Source organism: Flavobacterium gilvum (genome assembly GCF_001761465.1).
Classification (GTDB): Bacteria; Bacteroidota; Bacteroidia; order Flavobacteriales; family Flavobacteriaceae; genus Flavobacterium; species Flavobacterium gilvum.
Map to the genome: position 1 here is coordinate 2371220 of NZ_CP017479.1, position 22142 is coordinate 2393361.

At 35.1% G+C, this 22142-nt stretch carries 17 protein-coding genes; 2 read left to right on the top strand and 15 right to left on the bottom strand.

Annotated features, from left to right (window positions below):
* Positions 1-3: 3 nt before the first annotated feature.
* The 9 genes from cysM to truA all read right to left on the bottom strand — a co-directional run bounded on the left by cysM (position 4) and on the right by truA (position 11597).
* On the bottom strand, positions 4-891 hold the full coding sequence (gene cysM, locus EM308_RS09965) for a cysteine synthase CysM (RefSeq protein WP_035640172.1): 888 nt from the start codon (positions 889-891) through the stop codon (positions 4-6).
* Between the two features lie 2 nt (positions 892-893).
* Positions 894-1685, bottom strand: a complete 792-nt coding sequence (gene epsC / locus EM308_RS09970; protein WP_035640170.1) for a serine O-acetyltransferase EpsC — start codon at positions 1683-1685, stop codon at positions 894-896.
* Positions 1686-1849: 164 nt separating this feature from the next.
* A complete protein-coding gene (locus EM308_RS09980; protein WP_035640167.1) occupies positions 1850-2461 on the bottom strand; it encodes an SGNH/GDSL hydrolase family protein in 612 nt (203 codons plus the stop codon).
* A 187-nt stretch (positions 2462-2648) separates the two neighbouring features.
* Positions 2649-3008: a cupin domain-containing protein gene (locus tag EM308_RS09985; RefSeq protein ID WP_197056151.1), complete on the bottom strand. Its 360-nt coding sequence runs from the start codon at positions 3006-3008 to the stop codon at positions 2649-2651.
* Positions 3009-3407: 399 nt separating this feature from the next.
* Positions 3408-4322, bottom strand: a complete 915-nt coding sequence (gene cysK, locus EM308_RS09990) for a cysteine synthase A (protein ID WP_035640195.1) — start codon at positions 4320-4322, stop codon at positions 3408-3410.
* A gap of 227 nt (positions 4323-4549) precedes the next feature.
* Positions 4550-6241, bottom strand: a complete 1692-nt coding sequence (ilvD, locus tag EM308_RS09995; protein ID WP_035640166.1) for a dihydroxy-acid dehydratase — start codon at positions 6239-6241, stop codon at positions 4550-4552.
* Positions 6242-6529: 288 nt separating this feature from the next.
* Positions 6530-7918 carry a dihydrolipoyl dehydrogenase gene (gene lpdA / locus EM308_RS10000; RefSeq protein WP_035640164.1) on the bottom strand — a complete coding sequence of 463 codons (1389 nt, stop codon included), beginning with the start codon at positions 7916-7918 and terminating at the stop codon, positions 6530-6532.
* Between the two features lie 1034 nt (positions 7919-8952).
* Complete coding sequence (locus tag EM308_RS10010) at positions 8953-10722, bottom strand: ABC transporter ATP-binding protein (protein WP_035640162.1); 1770 nt, start codon at positions 10720-10722, stop codon at positions 8953-8955.
* Between the two features lie 119 nt (positions 10723-10841).
* Positions 10842-11597 carry a tRNA pseudouridine(38-40) synthase TruA gene (gene truA, locus EM308_RS10015; protein WP_035640160.1) on the bottom strand — a complete coding sequence of 252 codons (756 nt, stop codon included), beginning with the start codon at positions 11595-11597 and terminating at the stop codon, positions 10842-10844.
* Between the two features lie 154 nt (positions 11598-11751).
* On the opposite strand from truA, the gene EM308_RS10020 reads away from it, so the two are divergent.
* Entirely contained in the window at positions 11752-12249 is a 498-nt protein-coding gene (locus EM308_RS10020) for a metallophosphoesterase family protein (RefSeq protein WP_035640159.1), read from the top strand.
* Between the two features lie 3 nt (positions 12250-12252).
* On the opposite strand, the gene EM308_RS10025 is transcribed toward EM308_RS10020, so the two are convergent.
* The 3 genes from EM308_RS10025 to EM308_RS10035 all read right to left on the bottom strand — a co-directional run bounded on the left by EM308_RS10025 (position 12253) and on the right by EM308_RS10035 (position 15227).
* Positions 12253-13947 (bottom strand): tetratricopeptide repeat-containing sensor histidine kinase, encoded by a 1695-nt coding sequence (locus EM308_RS10025; RefSeq protein WP_035640157.1) that lies wholly within the window; start codon positions 13945-13947, stop codon positions 12253-12255.
* A 49-nt stretch (positions 13948-13996) separates the two neighbouring features.
* Entirely contained in the window at positions 13997-14659 is a 663-nt protein-coding gene (locus EM308_RS10030) for a response regulator transcription factor (RefSeq protein ID WP_035640155.1), read from the bottom strand.
* A gap of 154 nt (positions 14660-14813) precedes the next feature.
* Complete coding sequence (locus tag EM308_RS10035; protein ID WP_035640153.1) at positions 14814-15227, bottom strand: DUF4293 domain-containing protein; 414 nt, start codon at positions 15225-15227, stop codon at positions 14814-14816.
* A gap of 186 nt (positions 15228-15413) precedes the next feature.
* Between EM308_RS10035 and rho the strand changes: the two genes are divergently transcribed.
* Complete coding sequence (gene rho, locus EM308_RS10040; protein WP_035640151.1) at positions 15414-17270, top strand: transcription termination factor Rho; 1857 nt, start codon at positions 15414-15416, stop codon at positions 17268-17270.
* 100 nt (positions 17271-17370) lie between these two features.
* Here rho and EM308_RS10045 read toward each other — a convergent pair whose 3' ends face one another.
* From EM308_RS10045 to EM308_RS10055, 3 genes are all read right to left on the bottom strand, one after another.
* The gene (locus tag EM308_RS10045; protein WP_035640149.1) at positions 17371-18594 is read right to left on the bottom strand and encodes an RsmB/NOP family class I SAM-dependent RNA methyltransferase; all 1224 of its coding nucleotides are present in this window, start codon (positions 18592-18594) and stop codon (positions 17371-17373) included.
* A 107-nt stretch (positions 18595-18701) separates the two neighbouring features.
* Entirely contained in the window at positions 18702-20672 is a 1971-nt protein-coding gene (locus EM308_RS10050; protein ID WP_035640147.1) for a KUP/HAK/KT family potassium transporter, read from the bottom strand.
* 126 nt (positions 20673-20798) lie between these two features.
* A complete protein-coding gene (locus tag EM308_RS10055) occupies positions 20799-22127 on the bottom strand; it encodes a hypothetical protein (protein ID WP_035640145.1) in 1329 nt (442 codons plus the stop codon).
* Positions 22128-22142 lie beyond the last annotated feature (15 nt).

The window sequence follows — 22142 nt, forward strand, 5'->3', positions numbered from 1 at the left end:
CTTTTAGTCAAATAAATCCGAAGACAAATAGCGATCGCCACGGTCACAGATAACAGCAACCACCACGCCGGACTCTAGTTGATTGGCAATTTTTACAGCCACAGACACAGATCCTCCGCTGCTCATACCCGCAAAAATTCCTTCTTCTTTTGCCAATCTTTTGGTCATTTCACGGGCTTCTTTTTCGCTGACATCAACAGTTAAATCCACTTTTGAGGCATCAAAAATTTTGGGTAAATATTCCTGTGGCCATTTTCGAATACCAGGAATCTGCGAGCCTTCACTAGGTTGTGCCCCAATAATTTGGATATTTGAATTTTTTTCTTTCAGATATGTTGAGGTACCAATAATGGTTCCTGTCGTCCCCATTGCCGATACAAAATGGGTAACAGTTCCATCGGTATCATTCCAGATTTCGGGACCCGTGGTTTTGTAATGGGCTTTCCAGTTGTCATCATTGGCAAACTGATTGAGCATTACATATCCGCCTTCGGCAACTTTTTTGTCGGCATAATCTCTGGAACCAATTATTCCTTGACTGGCTGGTGTCTGGATAACCGTTGCGCCATAAGCCAACATGGTTTGAGTGCGTTCTTTCGTAGAATCTTCGGGTAAAACCAATTCTATTTCGATGTTGAATAATTGAGCAATCATGGCAAGGGCAATTCCAGTGTTACCGCTGGTCGCCTCAATTAATTTATCTCCTTTTTTTATATCTCCTCTTTCGATGGCTGAGGCAATCATATTGTATGCAGCACGGTCTTTTACGCTTCCGCCAGGATTGTCGCCTTCAAGTTTCAATAACAGTTTTACATTTTTATTTTCAACTAAACGGGTTGTTTCTACCAAGGGGGTGTTCCCGATTAGTTCAACTAATTTATAGGTTTTCATTTTTATTTTTTCTCTTTTATTTTAACTTCGGTTGTGGTGGTGTTCATTACGATTGAGTCTGCAGGAATCGATTTGGTTATCCATGAGTTTCCGCCCACAATACTGTTTTTACCAATAACTGTTGTGCCTCCCAAAATGGTTGCATTGGCATATAAACAAACGTTTTTTTCCACGGTAGGATGCCTTTTGGTGTTTTTCATGTCTTTGCTTACGCTCAATGCTCCCAAAGTCACCCCTTGGTATATTTTTACATTTTTTTCGATGACTGAGGTTTCACCAATTACAATTCCGGTAGCATGATCGATAAAGAAAGGTGATGCGATTGTTGCACCGGCATGAATATCAGTTCCTGTAATACGATGGGCATATTCGCTCATTAGTCTCGAAAAAAGCATTAAATCCAAAAGATATAATTCATGGCTCAATCGATAAATGGCAATGGCATAAAATCCGGGATAGGCAAGATAAATTTCTTCCAGACTATTGGATGCAGGGTCATTTTCTAAAATGTAAGAAGCATCTTTGTTCAGGTCTTCAAGTACAGAGGGCAATTTATGTAAAAATTTATCCCAGGCACTTTCGCAGGAATCCTGTTTTTTTTTGCAGGCCAAAGAGGCTATTTCCTTAAATTGTTTTTCCAATTCATCGATGCTTTCATTCATCGGCGCATTCGAATCAAATAAAGTGTAAAACAGTTTTTCGGTGAAGGCTTCTGTTTTTGTTTTTATGCTATAATTTATAGAAAAATGACTTTTTGAAGCGCTAATATTTTGGACAATCAGATCTTTGGTCATGATTATTAAATTGAATGTTATTTTTGAATGGATAAAAGTAAGGCCTTTTTCAGAAAAAATAACAAGTTTTGGTCAAAGAATTAGCTTGATTACTGTTGGAAGTGATTGCTTTAAAAGATATAACAGAATGTTGTTTTTTTTTTTCAAATTATACCATTCATTAATTACAAAATACTAAGGGAGGCTTCTACGATTGGCTCCATCAAAGAATATCCCTTTTTATTTGGATGAACACCATCTTCGGAATAAATGGGTTTTAAACCTTTTTCTTCATTCACCATCGCCGAATAATAGTCGACATACAGAATATCATTTGCTTTAGCATATTTTAGAATTATTTCGTTCAATGCTTCTATTTTTTCGGCGGGTTTCATTCCTCGTCGCCACGGATAATCATGGGCAGGAAGTATGGAACAAAGAACAACTTTGATTTTGTTTGCTTTTGCCAATTCGCACATCGAAACAATATTTCCAATGGTGGTTTTGGGCTCTGTTGGGCCTGTATTTCCAGCGATATCATTTGTCCCTGCCAAAATAACTACAATTTTGGGTTTTAGTTCAATAACATCCGATCGAAAACGCAAGAGCATTTGTGATGTCGTTTGACCATTAATACCTCTGTTAATATATGATTTTCCAATGAAAAAATCAGGATTAATGGTTTTCCAGCCTTCGGTTATGGAATCTCCAAAAAATACAATCCGCTTTTCTCCTGAAATAGGATTAGAAATCTGTTTGTTTTCTGTTTTGTATTTATTTAAATAAGGCCAATCCATATTTTTATTGCTGTTAATAAAAATCAAAAGTAAGGCTTATTAGTGATTAGTATGGACTAGAATAGGTGAATTTTTGGTATAAAAAAAGGGGAAGGAAAACATAAAAAAAAATCTGATTCGTTAAAAAGAAATCAGATTTTGATATTTTTAAATTGCTGTCAAAAAAGAGAACGAATGAATAGCTGTTTTATTTTTTTTGAGGCTTTATTTCTGTTACTATTAATTTTAAAGTAGTATTCCCGACATTTTTTGCCATATGAGTTACAGCAGGCAGAAACATGGCTGTACCTGCTTTAACATCGATGGTGGCAGCAGGTTTGCCTTTGTCTGTTATTTGAATTCTACCAGCAGTTTCAGCATAAACAGTATGGTCAGGATGGCTGTGCCAAGCTGTTGCCACGCCTGGAGGAAATACAACTTCCATAACTCTCACTCTTTCATTGTCAAGCAGCACTTTTTTATACACATTGTGTGCTACTTTCATAGGATCTTGGGCATGTAAACTGGTACTTTGAATCAGGAGCACACCAAGAAAAAGGGCATTCATTAAAAATATTTTAATTGCTTTCATCTCTTATAAATTTAAATCAAACTTTTTTGAATTGAATTTGCCTACTCTTTTGTTCTGTAGAGCAGTTTTTTTATTGAGAATATTTTATTGGTCGAATTGACAAGGACAGTCTAGTGAGGTTAGTGGGTGTTCCAGCAGTTCGTGATTGTGATCAGCCTTTTTAAACCTTTTGTTTAAAAACTTTTTTGCCCAGCAATTTTTTGAGGACTACTAATTTACAAAAAAATATGGTGTTAAAATTTTTAAATCTAAAGTTTTTTGTTTTAAATGAATTGAAAATGAGTTATTTATGTATTGATGGTCATTTTTTAAAAGAATATTAGACATAAAAAAACCGATTTGAGAAAACAAATCGGTTTGATTATGAGGATTTTTTTATTCGAATAAACCTTCGATGCTTAAATAGCGTTCTCCGGTGTCATAGCAAAAGGTAAGTACTTTGGAATCTGATGGAATCTCTTTTAGTTTTTTTGCGACAGCGGCCAAAGCTGCCCCCGAAGAAATTCCTAGAAGAATACCCTCTTCTTTGGCAGCTCTCTGTGCATATTCATAGGCTTCATCTTTACTTACTTGTATGGTCCCGTCAAGGATTTCTGTGTGTAAATTGGTTGGGATAAAACCAGCTCCAATACCTTGAATAGGGTGGGGTGAAGGTGCTCCTCCACTTATAACAGGGGATAATTCGGGTTCTACAGCAAATATTTTTAGATTTGGATAATGTTGTTTAAGCACTTCGGCGCAGCCAGTAAGATGTCCGCCGGTTCCAACTCCCGTAATCAAATAATCCAATCCATTTGGAAAAGCTTTTAATATTTCCTGAGCAGTGGTTGTTTTATGAATTTCGATATTCGAAGGGTTGTCAAATTGTAAAGGAGACCATGAATTTGGAATTTCTTTGATTAATTCATTAGCTTTTTCCAGAGATCCTTTCATTCCTTTTTCGCGTGGAGTCAGTACAAATTCGGCTCCATAAATACTCATCAGTCTACGTCTTTCTATCGACATGGAATCTGGCATTACCAGAATTAATCTGTATCCTTTTACGGCTGCAACCATTGCAAGTCCAATTCCTGTATTTCCAGAAGTGGCTTCTATTATAGTGCTGCCTTTTTGCAGTAATCCTTTTTGCTCTGCATCTTCTATCATCGACAAAGCAATTCTGTCTTTGATGCTGGCTCCAGGATTTGTTTTTTCGAGTTTTACCCAAACATTTGTATCTGGACCGAACAATTTATTGATTTTTACATGTGGGGTATTACCAATCGTTTCTAATATGTTGTTGTGTATCATTTTTTTTATATTTTTTATTTGATAGTAAATATACTTCACTTTTAAGGATTTGCAAAATGGAATCGAGGCTAATGTTCTATTCTTTTTTGTCGTTTTTGCAGAGACGCTATTAATCATAGTAGAGATGCGATTAATCGCGTCTCTACCGTGAATTGCTATCAAAACAAAACCCCGTTTAAAATTTTAAACGGGGTTGGATTGTATTTTGATCGAAGTCTATCTGGTTTTTAAAACAAATCTGATTTCAAAACGGCTCCGCTGCTTGCATTGGTAACCAAGCTTCTGTATTGGCCTAACCATCTTGAAGTCAATTCTTTTTTCACAGGAACAAATTCTGCTCTTCTTTTGGCAATTTCTTCATCACTCAAATTCACAGACAAAATATATTGATCCACATCAATATGAATTTCGTCACCATCTTTAAGCAATCCGATCATACCACCTTCGGCAGCTTCTGGACTAACGTGACCGATACTGGCTCCACGAGTTGCACCACTAAATCTACCATCTGTTATTAATGCAACTTTGGCTCCCAAGCCCATTCCCATAATCAAGGAAGTTGGGGCTAGCATTTCCTGCATTCCTGGACCACCTTTTGGACCTTCGTATCGAATAACGACTACGTTTCCGGCTTTTACTTTACCACCTGTAATTCCGGCAACGGCTTCTAGTTGACCGTCAAAACAAACTGCAGTACCTGTGAAAACTCGGTCTCCAGTGATTCCTGCGGTTTTAATCACGGCACCTTGCTCGGCCAAATTACCGTATAAAACAGCCAAACCACCTACTTTAGAATAAGGGTTGTCAATGGTGTGAATAATGTTGGTGTCTTTTATATAGGCGTCTTTAATTTTTTCCATTACAGTTTCGCCACTTATGGTAAGGTTTTCCAATAAAATATCATCACCTCTTTTGGTCATTTCTTTCATTACTGCATTTACACCACCTGCTTTGTTGATGTCTTCCATGTGAACAGTTGACAAACTTGGAGAAATTTTTGCAATATGCGAAACTCTTTTTGAGATGCTGTTGATGTCTTCAAGATTGAAGTTAACATTAGCTTCTTTGGCAATTGCCAACATGTGTAAAACGGTATTAGAACTACCGCCCATCGCCATATCAACGGCAAATGCATTTTTTACAGCATTTTCGTTAAGGATATTTCTAAGTTTGAACTTTTCGGTAAGCGCTTTGTCTTTGGCAATTTCGCAAATTCTTCTGGCAGCGCTTCTGTAAAGTTCTTCACGTTCTTTTGTCAAAGCCAAAATAGTTCCATTTCCAGGCAATGCAATTCCCATGGCTTCCATAAGTGTATTCATGGAGTTTGCTGTAAACATCCCCGAACAACTTCCGCCGCTAGGACAAGCGTTGCATTCAATATCTTTAAGTTCTTCCTCGTTCATTTCGCCGGCTTCGAATTTTCCAACGGCTTCAAAAGCTGTGGCTAGGTCAATTGGCACACCATCTTTAGTATGTCCTTTTTTCATTGGACCACCACTCACAAATATAGTTGGAACATCCACACGTAAAGCACCCATAATCATTCCTGGAACAATTTTGTCGCAGTTTGGAATGGCTATCATGGCGTCCAGTTTGTGTGCATTCATAACTGTTTCGATGGAATTGGCGATGAGTTCTCTTGAAGGCAATGAAAAAAGCATACCGTCATGTCCCATAGCGATACCGTCATCAACACCAATAGTGTTGAATTCGAACGGAACGCATCCATTGGCCTTTATTTCTTCTTTTATGATTCGGGAAACTCTATCTAGAAAAAAGTGTCCCGGAATTATTTCTATAAATGAATTGGCAACACCGATAAATGGTTTGTCAAAATCCTCGTCTACTAATCCTGTTGCTCTAAACAATGATCTATGGGGCGCTCTTTGGTACCCTTTTTTTACTTCATCACTTCTCATGCTAAAAAATTATATTTTAAATTGTTTTTTATATTTCTTTAAAAAGACAGTCGGTCTTAAATTTAATTTTGCAAAAATACATATAATCGTAGTGGGATAAGACATTAATTGAACTCAGGGATACTGAATTGCTAAAAAAGTATTTTTTTAAAAGTGTAAGCCCATTTTTGAAAAGAATCCAAAAAAAAATCCGTTTTGTTTTCACAAAAACGGATTTTTATAATGTCATCTGTAGAGATGCGATTAATCAGAGACGCGATAAATCGCGTCTGTACGGGAGATATTCTATTACAAGTGAATTACTTCACCGTAAGCATCAGCAACCGCTTCCATAACTGCCTCGCTCATTGTTGGGTGAGGGTGGATGGCTTTTAGGATTTCGTGACCAGTAGTTTCCAGTTTACGAGCTACAACAGCCTCAGCAATCATATCGGTAACACCGGCACCAATCATGTGGCATCCTAACCATTCGCCATATTTGGCATCAAAAATTACTTTTACAAAACCATCAGCGTTTCCGGCAGCTTTTGCTTTCCCAGAAGCAGAGAATGGGAATTTACCAATTTTCAATTCGTATCCTTTTTCTTTAGCCGCTTTTTCGGTTAAACCAACAGAAGCGATTTCTGGAGTAGCATAAGTACAACCTGGAACGTTTCCGTAATCGATTGGTTCAACGTGTAACCCTTTGATTTTTTCAACACAGTTAATTCCTTCAGCAGAAGCAACGTGTGCCAACGCTTGTCCTGGAGTTACGTCACCAATTGCGTAATATCCCGGAATGTTAGTAGCGTTGTATGCGTTTACCAATATTTTATCACGGTCAACAGCAATACCAACTTCTTCCAATCCAATGTTTTCGATGTTAGTTTTGATTCCAACAGCAGACAATAAAATATCAGCTTCTAGAACTACTTCTCCTTTTGCGGTTTTAACGAATGCTTTAACGCCATTTCCGCTAGTGTCAATTTTCTCAACAGAAGAGTTGGTCATTACATTGATTCCAGATTTTTTCAAAGAACGCTCAAATTGCTTAGAGATATCTTCGTCTTCAACAGGAACAACGTTTGGCATAAATTCTACGATGGTAACCTCTGTTCCCATTGAGTTGTAGAAATGTGCAAACTCCACTCCAATAGCTCCAGAACCTACAATAATCATCGATTTTGGTTGCGTTGGTAATGTCATTGCTTGACGGTAACCAATAACTTTTACACCATCTTGCGGCAAGTTTGGCAACTCACGAGAACGAGCTCCAGTAGCAATAATAATGTGATCTGCACTATATTCAGTAACTTTTCCGTCTTTATCGGTAACGTCAAGTTTTTTTCCTGGTTTTAGTTTTCCAAAACCTTCAATAACGTCGATTTTATTTTTTTTCATCAAGAATTGAACACCTTTGCTCATTCCTTCAGCAACACCTCTACTTCTGTTTACAACAGCTGAGAAGTCTTTGTCAAATTCTTTTACAGTCAATCCGTAATCCGAAGCATGTTTCAAATAATCAAAAACCTGAGCCGATTTCAATAATGCTTTCGTTGGGATACATCCCCAGTTCAAGCAAACACCACCAAGGTTTTCTTTTTCAACCACAGCCACTTTAAATCCTAATTGAGAGGCTCTAATTGCTGTAACATATCCTCCAGGACCACTTCCTAAAACTATAATATCGTATTTCATTTCAATTTTTTTTTATTTGTTTTTTAATGTGAAATGCAATTGCTAACGCTCTTGTCATTTTCTTTCTTTTTTGTTTAAATTATTGTAAAAATGAATCAGTAAAAATTCATTGTAATTATTCACATTTAATATCAATAAATTGAGAGTGCGAATTTAAGGATTTATTTAATTATTGGAAAATTTAGTTTAGATAAAGTTTAGTTACATTTTGTTAGGAAAATGTTTTAAAAATTATTTTTTGGAGCAGAAAAATTTGGCATTTTCAGTAAACATTGGTCCCGCTGTCCGTTACAATCTTGTGGGTCTCGTTAAAAAAAAAACGAGACCCACAAGGATTTCCACTTCCATCGGGGCTAAAGATTAACATTTTGCATTTTTGCAATCAATTTAAAACCCTTTCAGTTTTTTTGCTATTCTTATAAAAAAAACTAATTTTAGGAAAACAAAACTCTTAAAAATTTGATTGGTGTCATTTTTACCTAGCTTAACAACAAACTATAATATCGTATTGTAGTAAAATTATAATAAATACTGAAAAAGAAATGGATAGTATTTTTAACAAAACATATTTTTACTTTTTTTTGTTCGCTCTGATTATATTTTTTCTATCATATAGAAACCCAAAAGAATCATTTGACATAAGTATTCATGACACTTATTTTGTTATAAAAAATTTACATTTAGGAATTTTATTCTTTATACTTTACATGTTTTTAGGAATTATTCACTTGTACATTCAGAAAAGAGAAATTCCAATCAGTAACTTTATTATTTATTCACATGTCATTATTTCAATCGGCGGCTTTGTATTAGTTTGGTTTTTAAATCGAAAACTTAATGATTATTCTTCTTTAAATGCTGAGGAATTTCTGAATTCAATGCAAGCCCAAATGTATTTAACTTACATCTGTCTTGCGACACTTTTACTAATCATTCTCACTCAATTAGTTTTTGTTGGCGTTTTTTTTGCGAAGATTTTTAGAAATTAAATCTCCATCGATATAAGGATTATCAAAAAAAAATAGCCTCTTGTGTTATAAAAAACTATCCGAATTGGAAGTGCTAAACTGCGAATCGTACAAGTTTTTATAATGTCCTTTTTCCTGATTTATTAATTCCTGATGAGTTCCTTGTTCTACGATATGACCTTTGTCCATCACGACAATTTTATCAGCATTTACAATTGTTGCCAATCGGTGGGCAATTACAATCGAAGTCCTTCCTTTGGTAATCGTTTCGGTCGCTCTCTGAATTAATTCCTCCGAATAGGTATCGATAGACGAAGTTGCTTCGTCAAGAATCAAGATACTCGGATTACTCACATATGCCCTCAAAAATGCAATAAGTTGTCGTTGCCCTGACGAAAGCATTACGCCACGCTCTTTTACATCAAAATCATAATTGTCCGGCAAACTCATAATGAAATCATGCACGCCTATTTTCTTGGCTGCGTCAAGTACTTTTTCTCTCGTGATTTCGGGATTGTTGAGTGTTATGTTGTTGTAGATAGTATCGGCAAAAAGAAACACGTCCTGCAAAACAACAGCAATTTGCTTGCGCAACGAACTTAAAGTGTAATTTTCAATATTATGATCGTCTATGAAAATGGAACCGCTATTGATTTCGTAGAAACGATTCAGTAAATTAATGATAGTCGATTTTCCGGCTCCGGTAGAACCAACAATCGCAATCGTCTGACTCGCTTTGACATCAAGGTTGATTCCTTTTATTACTTCTTCGTCTGGAATGTAGCCAAAACGAACATCCTCAAAACGGATGTCTCCATCAAATAACGGAGCTTCGATAGTTCCTGTATCTTGTATTTGGTCTTGGGTGTCCAAGATGTCAAAAACACGGTTGGCGGCAATCATTCCCAGTTGCATTTCGTTGAATTTATCCGCAATTTGGCGCAACGGATTAAACAACATACTGATAAACATCGTGTATGAAAATAAATCCCCAAATGTGGTGGTGTTGTCTCCATGCAAAATGTTGAATCCTCCGTATAAAACAACAAAACCAAGTGTTAGTGACGAAATAATATCTGCAATTGGAAAGAAAATGGAGTTGTACAAAATGGTTTTTATCCAAGCTCTATTGTGTTTTTCGTTGATAATTCTGAATTTTTCGGCTTCAATGTCTTCGCGATGAAAAAGCTGAACGATTTTCATTCCGGTTACTCTTTCTTGGACAAAAGAGTTCATATTGGCTATTTGGGTTCGTACTTCTTCAAAGGCAACTTGCATCTTTTTTTGGAAAATTCGGGTAATGAAAACTAATATAGGCATCGCAACAATCACAATCCAAGTGAGTTTCCAGTTCATGTAAAACATAAAAAGAAGTACCACGACCATCTTCATCAAGTCGCTAATAATCATAAATAATCCTTGGCTGAAAATGCGTGCAATCGCTTCAATATCAGATACGGAACGGGTTACAAGCTGACCCACTGGAACCAAGTCAAAATATTTCATTCGGAAACTCAAAATGTGTTTGAATAGTTTAATCCGAATATCTTTCACGATATCCTGACCAAGCCAGTTGGCCCAATACACAAAGAAAAATTGAGACAAAACCTCAAGTAACAGCACAAAACCCATTAAAGAAATATAAATCAATAAACCGTTTTGGTCTTTGGGCTGAATATAACTGTCAACGGTTTGCTTGAGCAAATAAGGGCGAAGCGCCGCAAATACCGATAATGAAATGGCAAAAATAATCACCCCATTAAAACGCCATTTATAGGGTTTGGTGTAAGTTAAAATTCTCTTGAATAATCGGGTATCAAATGCTTTTGCTTTCAAAATTGACTTTATGAATTATGAATTGTTAATTATAAGTTATAAGTTATGAGTTATGAGTTATGAGTTATGAGTTATGAGTTTTCGGCCTTCTGTAATTTATTATCCAATTATCTAATTATCTAATTACCCAATTGTCTAATTTTCTCAAAATCATATTCTATTTTGGTTAAATATAAACCATGTGCCGGAACCGAAAATCCTGCTTTTTCCCTGTTTTTGCCTTTGATAATGGTTTCAAAATCATTCAAAGTGATTTTATGCAATCCTATGTTGATTAAAGTTCCCACAATAGACCGAACCATGTTTCGTAGAAAACGATTGGCCGAAATGGTAAAAATTAATTTTCCGTTTTCCTGTGTCCAATACGCTTCAAATATAGTGCAATCAAAAGTGTTTACATCGGTATTTACTTTAGAAAAACATTGAAAATCGGTATGATTTAATAATGTTTTTGCGGCTTCATTCATTAAATCTAAATCCAGTTTTTGATGAAAATAACAGCTTTGATCCTGAAGAAATGCATCCTTAAAAGTATTTATATGGTATTCATAAGTTCTTTTGGTGGCATCAAAACGAGTATGTGCTTCATCTGAAACTTCAAAAATATCATAAATCACAATGTCTTTTGGTAGAAAAGAATTGAGTTTGTGTATTAAACTTGGAATCTCCAAAACCGAATCATAATCAAAATGGGCATACATTTCTTTGGCATGAACTCCTGTGTCTGTTCTTCCCGCTCCCATAAGATTAATCTCGGTTCTGAGAATAACCGAAAATGCTTTGTTCATGGTTTCTTGCACAGAAGGAGCATTCGGTTGAATTTGCCAGCCGTTATATTTGGTCCCGTTGTATGCCAGTTTTATAAAATATCTCAAGGTATAAGTTCAAAAGTTTTGAGGTTCAAAGGTACAAAGATTTATTTTGAAGTTGCTAAGATTATAAGTTGCTAAATGATTGAGTTTATTTTCGAAGAAACAAAGATAAGCTTAGTATCTTAGCAACTTAGAATCTTAGTTTCTTTAAATAAACATGAAAAAAATTCTCCTCCTTTCGGATACGCACAGTCATATTGATGACACAATTTTAAAATATGTCGCTCAGGCCGATGAGGTTTGGCATGCGGGTGATATTGGGGATTTGGTGGTTACCGATACGATAAAAAAGCTAAAACCGCTGCGCTGTGTGTATGGCAATATTGATGATACTCAAGCGAGGTTGGAATTTCCGTTGCACAATCGTTTTTTTTGCGAAGGAGTTGATGTTTGGATAACGCATATTGGTGGCTATCCCGGGAAATACAATCCGGCTCTGAAGGCTGAAATGGCATCGAATCCCCCAAAATTGTTCATTTGTGGCCATTCGCATATTTTGAAAGTGATTTTTGATAAAAAGAATAATCTATTGCATATGAATCCGGGAGCTGCGGGAAAGAGTGGTTTTCATCAGGTGCGTACGATGCTTCGTTTTGTGATAGACGGAGTGGCAATTAAAGATTTGGAAATTATCGAAATAGATAAAAAAGTGTGATTCCTAATTGATAATCGGGATTATAAGGCTTACAGTTGTTCCTTTATTTAGTACCGAATTAATATTGAATTCCCCTTTCATATTGTTTATTCGGGCTCTGATTTGGTTGATTCCAAAACCTTCGGTTGCTTCCAGTTGAGTGTCCATAAAACCTGTTCCGTCATCGGATACAACAATCGAAAGTTTGTTTTCAATTTCTTTGATGATAATTTCGGCGTTATTTGCTCCGCTGTGTTTTATGATATTGTTGAGTAATTCTGCAATGATGAAGTAGAGTTTCATCTCAAAATCCTCATTGTATCTTTTCTTGATTGCGATATCTGTGTTAAAAAGAATTTTAATTCTTGAGTTTGATGTTTTTTCGCATAAGTCTTCCAATGCGTATAGTAGTCCAAATCGAACCAGTAGAGTAGGCATCAGTTCGTGCGAAAGGTTTCGGATTTGGTTGTGAGCCTCTTCCAGGATTTCTTTCGTTTTGTTGATTTCCTCGGGTTGCGCTTTATTGATTGATGTGAAAACATTGAGATGTAATCCCGCCGACGAAAGTAGTGAACTAATGTTGTCATGCAAAAACAAGGCGATTTTTTTTCGTTCCAATTCCTGGCCATTGATAGACGCATTGATGATATTTTCCTGAATTTTGCTTCGAATGTCTTTGAGTTTATTTTTTTGTTTCAAATGAATGTTTTGAACAAAAAAATAGAAGAAAATAATCATGCATATCAAAAGGAAAATTACGATTATGGCGATTTTTTTATTCTTGGATTGTTCTTCAATGAGTTTGTCTTGTTTAATTTTATAAGTCGTTTCAATCTTGTCGATTTCTCTTTTGTAATGGTCGATTTCAAGATTTACACCTATCACATTGGCTTTTGTTAATTTTTCTTCAATGTTGAGTTCATTGGTGATTTTATAATAAAGCAACAGGTTGTCGTACGCTTTTTTGGGTTGGTTGGTTTTGTTTAAAAATTTGGAATATTCAAGATAAGAAAAGGATAAATCAGATTTTTCATTTCCAAGAGTTCCCAGTTTTATGGCTTTTTCGAATGCTTCTGTTGCCTTTTCGTTGTTATTGATAAAGCTGTAGAACATACCGTTCAGCATATTCAACGCTACAATAGATGAATCGTCGCCATCAATAGATTGGTATTTGTCGATGTATCTTAAATAAGGGTATCCTTCGTTAAATTTTTCAACGTCAAAATAGGCCCACGTAATATTGAGATTTGTAAGGAATATTTGTTTTCTATCCAGAATTTTTTTACTGTGTTCCAGCGATTTTTTGTAGTAATATATTCCTTTGTCGTATTGTTTTTTGTCAAAACAATAAATATTTCCAAGATTGTTGTAGTATTGGTTTTTTAGCGTGTTGTTATTTGTTTTGTTAACGTAATAAAGACCAAGGTTGTAATAATGCAGTGCTTTTAAAGGTTCTGTCAGTTCGTCAAAGTTGGAAGCTATGACAAGGTAAGAGTTGGCTATTAAAGTGTTGTTTTTGTTTTTGATTGATTGTTCTAGCGCAATCCTTGATTTGATTAAAGATTTCTCATAATCACCATTTATTCTGTTTGCTCTGGCATCTTTCAGCAATAAAATGATTTCTTTTTGAGAAAGTATTTTGTTTTGGGCAAATGAGTTTTGACTAAAACTGATTAGAAGTAAAAAGAAGAATAGTAGTCGAAACTTGTTTTTTTGCATACTGAGGATAAGCGATAAATAATAGCATCGAATGATTAGGAAATCTTAGCTAAGATATAATTAAATGATTATTCATGGCATATTTAACGATACCGATAGTGTTTTTGGCTTTTAGTTTTTTCATAATATTTTTTCTGTGTGTTTCAACAGTATTGGTACTTATAAAAAGCTGTTCGCTTATTTCTTTTCCACTATATTCCAATGCGATTAATATGATGATTTCTATCTCGCGTTCAGTTAGTAATGGATTGACTTTGGGTTTGTATGTGTTTAGTTTTGGGTTGTTTTTCGTTGCGTGATTGAAAATTTTTTCTCGAATGGATTCGCTAAAATATTCTTCGCCATTGGCAACAGCCTGTACAGCTTCAATGATATTGTCACCGGCACATTGTTTGGTTAAATATCCGCTTACGCCTAAGTCCATGATTTCTTTAATTAATTTTAAATCGTCATAACTCGATAGGATGATTACTTTGCAAGGGAAACCTTTTTCAGCAAATTCTTTGACTACTTCAATTCCATCTTTTTCGGGCATACTGATGTCTAAAACGAGAATATCTGCATGGTTTTTTTGTAAATCTTCAAAAATTGTCTTCCCGTTGAGTGAAAAACCTACGACTTCAAAATGAGGTACGGTGTTAAGCAGGGTCTGAATTCCGTGGATAATTATTTGATGATCATCTGCTAGATGGATTCTTATATTCTTTGTCATGGTATGTATTACTGTATTCAAATTTATGAAAAAAAGGATTTGAATATCTTCTATTTTTTATTTTTTAGATAAAAAACAGAATTTTGTCGATAAAAAAACCCGAACAGTTACATTCGGGTTTTCTTCGCACATTAATAAATTAAATTTTATAGGTTTATCTCAATCGATCCACAGATTTTACAAGATCTTCATCCTTTTTGATCCCTTTATTGGCTAAAACCAATAAAACGATTGTCAAAACAGGAAGAAACATCCCAATACCTTTCTCAGAAACAGCGGGTGTTTCTCCAGATAAATTTAGTGAATGATAAACAAACAATCCTAATAAAATCAAATTTAATATCATATTCAATCTGTTGGCAACAAATTGAGTTTGTCTTTTTTTGAATGAAATTATACTGTAAATAGTTACCGCGGCGCTTAAGCCAAACAATATTACATAAAACTGATTTTGAATGAAAAAGTACTCTTTGCCATTGTTCAATGTCCAAAGTGGGAAAATAAACGGCAAAACGCCTACCATCAAAAAGGCAAGAAATAAATATATGGTTTGAATGCGTTGTATCATATTCTTTGTATTGTCGCACAAAAATATATTTTCTTTTTAATAAATACTATTGTATGATAAATTTTATTTGTATTATTGCATAACATTACCGTAAGCACTTCATACTGCGGTTCATTAAAAATAAGATACTACCTAAAGAAATCTTTTTGCATTATTTCCTAAAATTAATTAAACAATAGAATATTCATGTTTGATATTTCTGTATTAAAAGAAATGAAGCTTGCTGAGCTTCAAGAAATAGCTAAAACGGCTAAAACCATAAAATTCAACGGTGTAAAAAAAGATACTCTGATTAATCTTATTTTAGATCATCAGGCAGCTACAGTTGTTGTTGAATCTGTAACAGAGAAGACAACAGAAGAAAAGAAGCCTAAAAGAGCACGTATTGTGCCAGAAAAAAAAGCAGTAGTTCCTAAAAATGAAATTCCTCTTTTGTTTGATAGTGAAGAGAAAAAGGAAATTGTGGAGGCTGTAATTGTTCAAGAGAAAGAAACGGTTGTTTCTTCTGAAGATAATTTGGTCAAAGAGGCCGAAACTTCAGTAAAAAAAGAGGGTAAAGCTGTTAAGTTTAGCAAGTCTGCTTATGAGAAAAAGATGGCTTTGCAAAGAGAAAAAGAAGCTTTGAAAGAAGTTGCAGTTGCCGAAGAAACGCTATCAGAATCCAATTCGGAAGCGGTTCATGAAAAAGGAGAAAATCCTGTTCTTGAGAAAAAAATAAATCCACAGGAACGCAATCGTGCAGACGATGTAACCCAACCAAATAAGAAAGGACAAAAACCAAATATTAAGTCCAATCCAAATCAGAATGGAAACTCCAATCAAAATGGAAATTCCAACCAGAATTCTAATCAAAATCAAAACCAGAATCAAAACCAGAATCCGAATTTCAAAAACAAAAAGAGCAATTTTAAAGATGCCGATTTTGAGTTTGACGGTATTATAGAAAGTGAGGGGGTTCTTGAGATGATGCCGGATGGATATGGTTTTTTACGTTCTTCGGATTACAATTATTTAGCCTCACCAGATGATATTTATTTATCGACTTCACAAGTGCGTTTGTTTGGTTTAAAAACAGGAGACACGGTAAAAGGAGTGGTACGCCCGCCAAAAGAAGGAGAAAAATTCTTTCCTCTTGTGCGTGTTTTGAAGATTAATGGACATGATCCGCAAGTAGTTCGTGATCGTGTTTCTTTTGAACATTTAACCCCAGTTTTTCCTTCAGAAAAATTCAGATTGGCCGAAAAGCAAAGCACTATTTCGACACGAATTATCGACTTGTTTTCTCCTATCGGGAAAGGGCAACGTGGTATGATTGTGGCGCAGCCAAAAACAGGTAAAACAATGCTTTTGAAAGAAATAGCAAATGCTATTGCTGCCAATCATCCCGAAATTTATTTGATAGTTCTTCTTATCGACGAGCGTCCAGAGGAGGTTACGGATATGCAGCGAAGTGTTCGTGGAGAGGTAATTGCTTCTACATTTGATAGAGAACCGCAAGAACACGTTAAAATTGCTAATATCGTTTTGGAAAAAGCCAAAAGATTGGTAGAATGTGGTCACGATGTTGTTGTTTTATTGGATTCGATTACACGTTTGGCTCGTGCTTATAATACAGTACAACCCGCTTCTGGAAAGGTTTTGAGTGGGGGTGTTGATGCCAATGCTTTGCAAAAACCAAAACGTTTCTTTGGTGCGGCACGTAATGTCGAAAATGGAGGGTCTTTGAGTATTATCGCTACTGCTTTGACAGAAACTGGTTCAAAAATGGATGAGGTTATCTTTGAGGAATTCAAAGGAACCGGTAATATGGAATTGCAATTGGATAGAAAAATAGCCAACAAACGTATATTTCCAGCTATCGATTTGACATCATCAAGTACTAGACGTGATGATTTGTTATTGGATCAAAAAACATTGCAGAGAATGTGGATTATGCGTAAATATCTATCTGATATGAATCCAGTTGAAGCAATGGATTTTATCAATGACCGTTTCAAGAAAACCAAAAATAACGATGAATTTTTGATTTCTATGAATGATTAATAAAGAGAATAGAATAAAGAACGAAGATTCAAGTCAAATATAACCGCACAAAAAAACCTCGATATATCGAGGTTTTTTTATCTTTCTTCTATTATTCTCTTTATTCTTTGTTCTCTTTTCTTTCCAATAAAGCCATATAAAAACCGTCAAACCCAGATTCTGAGGCTAATAATTTTTGGTCTTTTATGAAATTGAACTGTTTACCAATTTCAGTTTTTAAGAAACGGGCAATTTGTTCTTGATTTTCGGATGGTAAAACAGAACAGGTTGCATAAACTAATTTACCGCCTGGTTTTACAATTTTAGAATAACTTTCCAAAACTTCGGATTGTACTTTTCGGATGTTATCAATAAATTCTGGTTGGAGTTTCCATTTAGAATCTGGATTTCTTTTCAATACACCCAGTCCGCTGCAAGGAGCGTCAATTAATACTCTGTCAGCTCTTTCGTGGAGTTTTTTGATGACTTTGGTCGAATCAATAATACGGTATTCAATATTGAAAGCACCGTCACGTTTTGCTCTGAGTTTTAATTGTTTTAGTTTACTTTCGTATAAATCCATTGCGATTAATTGTCCCTTGTTTTCCATTAAAGCGGCAATATGCAATGTTTTTCCTCCAGCACCGGCGCAAGTGTCTACAACTCTCATTCCGGGTTTTACATCTAGAAAATGGGCTACCAATTGAGAATTGGCGTCCTGAACCTCAAAAAGGCCTTCTTTGAAAGCATCAGTGAGGAAAACATTTGCTCTTTCTTTGAGTACCAATGCATCAGGTTGCTCTTTCAGGAACTCTGTTTCGATGTTTAAATCCATCAAAATGGCTCTTAATTTTTCTTTTGTTGTTTTTAGGGTGTTGACTCTCAGAATAACTTTGGCTGGCTGATTTTGTGCAGCAATTTCTTTGGACCAAATTTTTTCGCCTAATTCTTTTGCTCCCAATTCATCCATCCAGTCAGGAATAGATTCTTTGAATACTCTTGTTTTTGAAAGTTCGTCAAAACGTCCTTTTATTTTTCGCTCTGGAGTTCCTTCTAATTGTCTCCAGTCCGGAATAGGGTAACCTCTTAGTACTGCCCATACAGAGAACATTCTCCAGAGATTGTCTCTGTCATAAGGTTCTTTTACTTCGGCAATTTCTGCGTATAATCTTTTCCAGCGTACGATTTCGTAGATGGTTTCGGCAACAAATTTTCTGTCAGAACTTCCCCAACGTTTGTCTTTTTTTAGGGATCTTGCTACCACTTTGTCCGCATATTCTCCTTCGTTGAAAATAGCGTTGAGTGCGTCGATGGTAGTATAAACTAAATTTCTATGTAATCTCATTTTGAATAATTGAAGTGCAAAGGTACTATTTATTGATTAAAACTTAGTTTTATATTTTAAGCAAAAAAAAACACTGCTATTTAAACAGTGTTTTTTGGGTGTATGTTTTAGCTTTTGACAAAAACTCTTGTTAGTTCTATATTTTCCGGAGGATGTAATACCATTGGGAATTTTTCGATTTTTACAGAGCTACTGTCAAGTCCAAATGCGCTTTCTTCGGATAAACTCAGTTTTTTAATCAGGAAGTAAGAGTTCATGATTAGTTTTTCGTGCCACAATAAATCACTGTCCGGGGAAAGGAATTTCTCGGATAGAACAAACTTGAAGTCACCAATGATATTGTTTTTATTTAATGATTCGTATCGGCTGGTAATATCTACTTCGCCATTTTTTACCATATCTTTGATTACTTCCCTGAACATCAGGTTTATTTTGGTAGGTTCTCTAAATCCAAGATTGAAATCTACTCTATATAAATCGTCTTTAAGTATTTCACGTACTTTATATTCAGTTTTATAAGGTTCTGACAGAATGTTTACGTGAACAAACCAGTAGATATCTGCTCTTTTTGGTCTTTTTTGCAAAATAGAAAACATTACTTTTTCTTCTATTTCATCACTGCGATTGGCATTTGTCATGTAAACCAAATGGGTTGCGTATTTTGGAATAGATAAATCGGCACTTAATTCACTTAATACTTTTTTGTAATCGTCAATTTTTACAACTTTGGTATAGCTTTTATTAATTTGTTTAGCTCTGTACCAAATGGTCATTACCCCAATAAGGATTAAGGCGATAAAAAGTGTTACGTAACCACCTTCGGCAAATTTTGTGATATTTGCTGCCAAAAAGCTCAACTCAATACACATATAAATGGTAATCAACGGTACAAAAAAGTACCATTTTACTCTTTTCATTATTAAATAAAAATTCAATAATGCGGTCGTCATTATCATACATAAGATAATGGCCAAACCATAAGCGTGTTCCATATTGCTAGACTCTTCAAAATGTAGCACGATACCTACACAGCCAATCAGTAATAGCCAGTTTATGGAAGGAATATATAATTGACCTTTAAGTTCTGTTGGATATTTGATTTTAACTTTTGGCCAAAAACTTAGTCGCATTGCCTCGTTAATCAAAGTAAAAGAACCAGAAATAAGGGCTTGAGATGCAATTACAGTAGCTATCGTTGCAATTACAATTCCTATTCCTTTAAACCATTCAGGCATTATCAGGTAAAAAGGATTAGCAAAATCACCTCCAAGTGCCTTCAGTGTTGTTCCTTCTCGGTGTATTAAATAAGCAGCTTGTCCAAAGTAATTCAAAACTAAAGCTGTTTTTACAAAAATCCAGCTTATTCTAATGTTTTTTCTTCCGCAATGTCCCATGTCTGAGTATAAGGCTTCGGCTCCTGTTGTACATAGGAATACAAAACCTAATACAAAGAAACCTTCGGGATGAATACTTAATAAGTGGTAAGCGTAATATGGGTTGATGGCTTTAAAAACTTCGGGATGTATATAAATTTGATTAATCCCCAAAACCGCGAGCATACCAAACCATAAAAGCATCATTGGTGCAAAAAAGCGCCCAACCAGTTTGGTTCCAAATTGTTGTATCGTAAACAATACAACCAAAATACCTATTACTATTGGTACTGTATTAATTTGGGGAAAATAACTTCGCATTCCTTCAACAGCAGAGGATACCGAGATGGGAGGGGTGATGATTCCGTCTGCCAACAAGGCACTACCCCCAATAATTGCGGGGAAAATAAGCCACTTAATTTTTGTTTTTTTAACCAAGGCATATAAGGCAAAAATCCCTCCTTCCCCGTGGTTATCTGCACTTAATGTGATAAGGACATATTTGATTGTAGTTTGTAATGTAAGTGTCCAAAATACGCAGGATACACCCCCTAAAACTACATCGGCATTTATTATGTAATCACCAAGTATGGCTTTCATTACGTATAATGGAGAGGTTCCAATGTCTCCATAAATGATTCCCAAAGAAACTAGTAGCCCCCCTAAAGTTAATTTTGAATGGAGGTCTTTGTGCGTTGCGCTCATCTAATATTTTTATAAAAACTCGTCAAATTTACTATTTTTAAACAAAATAAAATGACTTATTCCTTAAAATAATAAAAGAGGCTTAATATGTTATTATTAAGCCTCTTCTGAGTTTTTTTGAATTTTTTAGATTCTTCGGTTGCTACCTCTGCTGGCATAATCACCTCTTGGAGATTCTGATCTTTGAATATTTCTTTCGTTTGATGAATTGTTTCTATTTTGAGAATAGTCTCTTTGTTGTTCGTTTCTTTGAGAGTTTAAACCTCTTGGGGATTCATTTCTGTTTTGAGAATAGTCTCTTTGTTGTTCGTTTCTTTGAGCGTTAAAACCTCTTGGTGATTCATTTCTGTTTTGAGAATTGTCTCTTTGTTCTTCACTTCTTTGAGCGGTAAACACTCTTGGAGATTCGGTTCTGTTTTGAGCATATTCTCTTTGTTGCTCATTTCTTTGAGAGTTGTATTCTCTTGGAGTTTCAGTTCTGGTTTGAGTATATTCTCTTTGTTGCTCATTTCTTTGAGGGTTGTATGCTCTTGGAGATTCGTTTCTGTTTTGATTGTAATCTCTTCCTGATTCTGTTCTTGGAGCATAAACTTCTCTTTGATTTACTACTCTGTTTTGAGAATACTCTCTTTGTGAGTTGTAATTTTGATTTGAATTGTTTCTTGAATAGTTTGAATCATATTTAGAATAATTTCCTTCATTTCTGTTGCTGTATCTTCTTTGGTCTAATTCATATCGATTAGAATAGTTGCTGTTTCTTCTTGAAAAAGCATATTGAGGGTATTGTCTTTCGTAGCTGTTGCAGCTGTATGTGTTGTAGATTACCGGAGCTCTATAACATCTTCTATAGCTTACATAGTTATAAGTGTTGTGGTAATTTACGCAACCATATACATTTTGTCTGTATCTGTACACTGGGTAAGGATTCCAGGCATAATAATAGGTTGGGTAATAATTCCAATTCCAACATGAATAATATGGTTTGTAAAAGTTAACCCAAAAAGAGGCGTAAATTCTAGGAGCAGTATAATATACGGGTTCATAAATGTAGTTTTGTCCATAAATATAAGCGTTCCCAACTATTTGAATCGAAACTTTGTTTGATCTGTCTTTTTCGATTTCGATAGTAGCAACATCTTGGTATAAATCGCGTCCGATAACAGATTGAATAACTACTACGTGTGTGCTGTTTTCTACAGATTCAATTACTCTTAAATAATCAACACGATTATCGTTATTTAAGTCTAAATTTGAGATTTGTAATTTTGGGTCGTTAAGTCTTCTTTCAAAATCGCTTAAGTTTTCTGATTCTCCAAAGATGGAAGACACAGCGGTTAAGTCTAAGTTGTCACTTATTTCAGAGCTTGTAGCACTAACTAGAGTTCTGTTTTGAGCACAAGAGGTAAAGGAAAAAAAGATTGCGATTATGGCGGTAATGTTAAATTTAGTTTTCATGGCTTAATAGGTTAT

Bases quoted from the DNA above. Each gene is read 5' to 3' on its own strand.
- EM308_RS10020 (WP_035640159.1), top strand. From the start codon at position 11,752: ATGAAAAAAATTCTCCTCCTTTCGGATACGCACAGTCATATTGATGAC.
- cysM (WP_035640172.1), bottom strand. From the start codon at position 891: ATGAAAACCTATAAATTAGTTGAACTAATCGGGAACACCCCCTTGGTA.
- cysK (WP_035640195.1), bottom strand. From the start codon at position 4,322: ATGATACACAACAACATATTAGAAACGATTGGTAATACCCCACATGTA.
- ilvD (WP_035640166.1), bottom strand. From the start codon at position 6,241: ATGAGAAGTGATGAAGTAAAAAAAGGGTACCAAAGAGCGCCCCATAGA.
- EM308_RS10035 (WP_035640153.1), bottom strand. From the start codon at position 15,227: ATGATACAACGCATTCAAACCATATATTTATTTCTTGCCTTTTTGATG.
- EM308_RS09985 (WP_197056151.1), bottom strand. From the start codon at position 3,008: ATGAATGCCCTTTTTCTTGGTGTGCTCCTGATTCAAAGTACCAGTTTA.
- EM308_RS10030 (WP_035640155.1), bottom strand. From the start codon at position 14,659: ATGACAAAGAATATAAGAATCCATCTAGCAGATGATCATCAAATAATT.
- EM308_RS10045 (WP_035640149.1), bottom strand. From the start codon at position 18,594: ATGAGATTACATAGAAATTTAGTTTATACTACCATCGACGCACTCAAC.
- EM308_RS09980 (WP_035640167.1), bottom strand. From the start codon at position 2,461: ATGGATTGGCCTTATTTAAATAAATACAAAACAGAAAACAAACAGATT.
- EM308_RS10050 (WP_035640147.1), bottom strand. From the start codon at position 20,672: ATGAGCGCAACGCACAAAGACCTCCATTCAAAATTAACTTTAGGGGGG.
- EM308_RS10025 (WP_035640157.1), bottom strand. From the start codon at position 13,947: ATGCAAAAAAACAAGTTTCGACTACTATTCTTCTTTTTACTTCTAATC.
- lpdA (WP_035640164.1), bottom strand. From the start codon at position 7,918: ATGAAATACGATATTATAGTTTTAGGAAGTGGTCCTGGAGGATATGTT.
- rho (WP_035640151.1), top strand. From the start codon at position 15,414: ATGTTTGATATTTCTGTATTAAAAGAAATGAAGCTTGCTGAGCTTCAA.
- EM308_RS10055 (WP_035640145.1), bottom strand. From the start codon at position 22,127: ATGAAAACTAAATTTAACATTACCGCCATAATCGCAATCTTTTTTTCC.
- epsC (WP_035640170.1), bottom strand. From the start codon at position 1,685: ATGACCAAAGATCTGATTGTCCAAAATATTAGCGCTTCAAAAAGTCAT.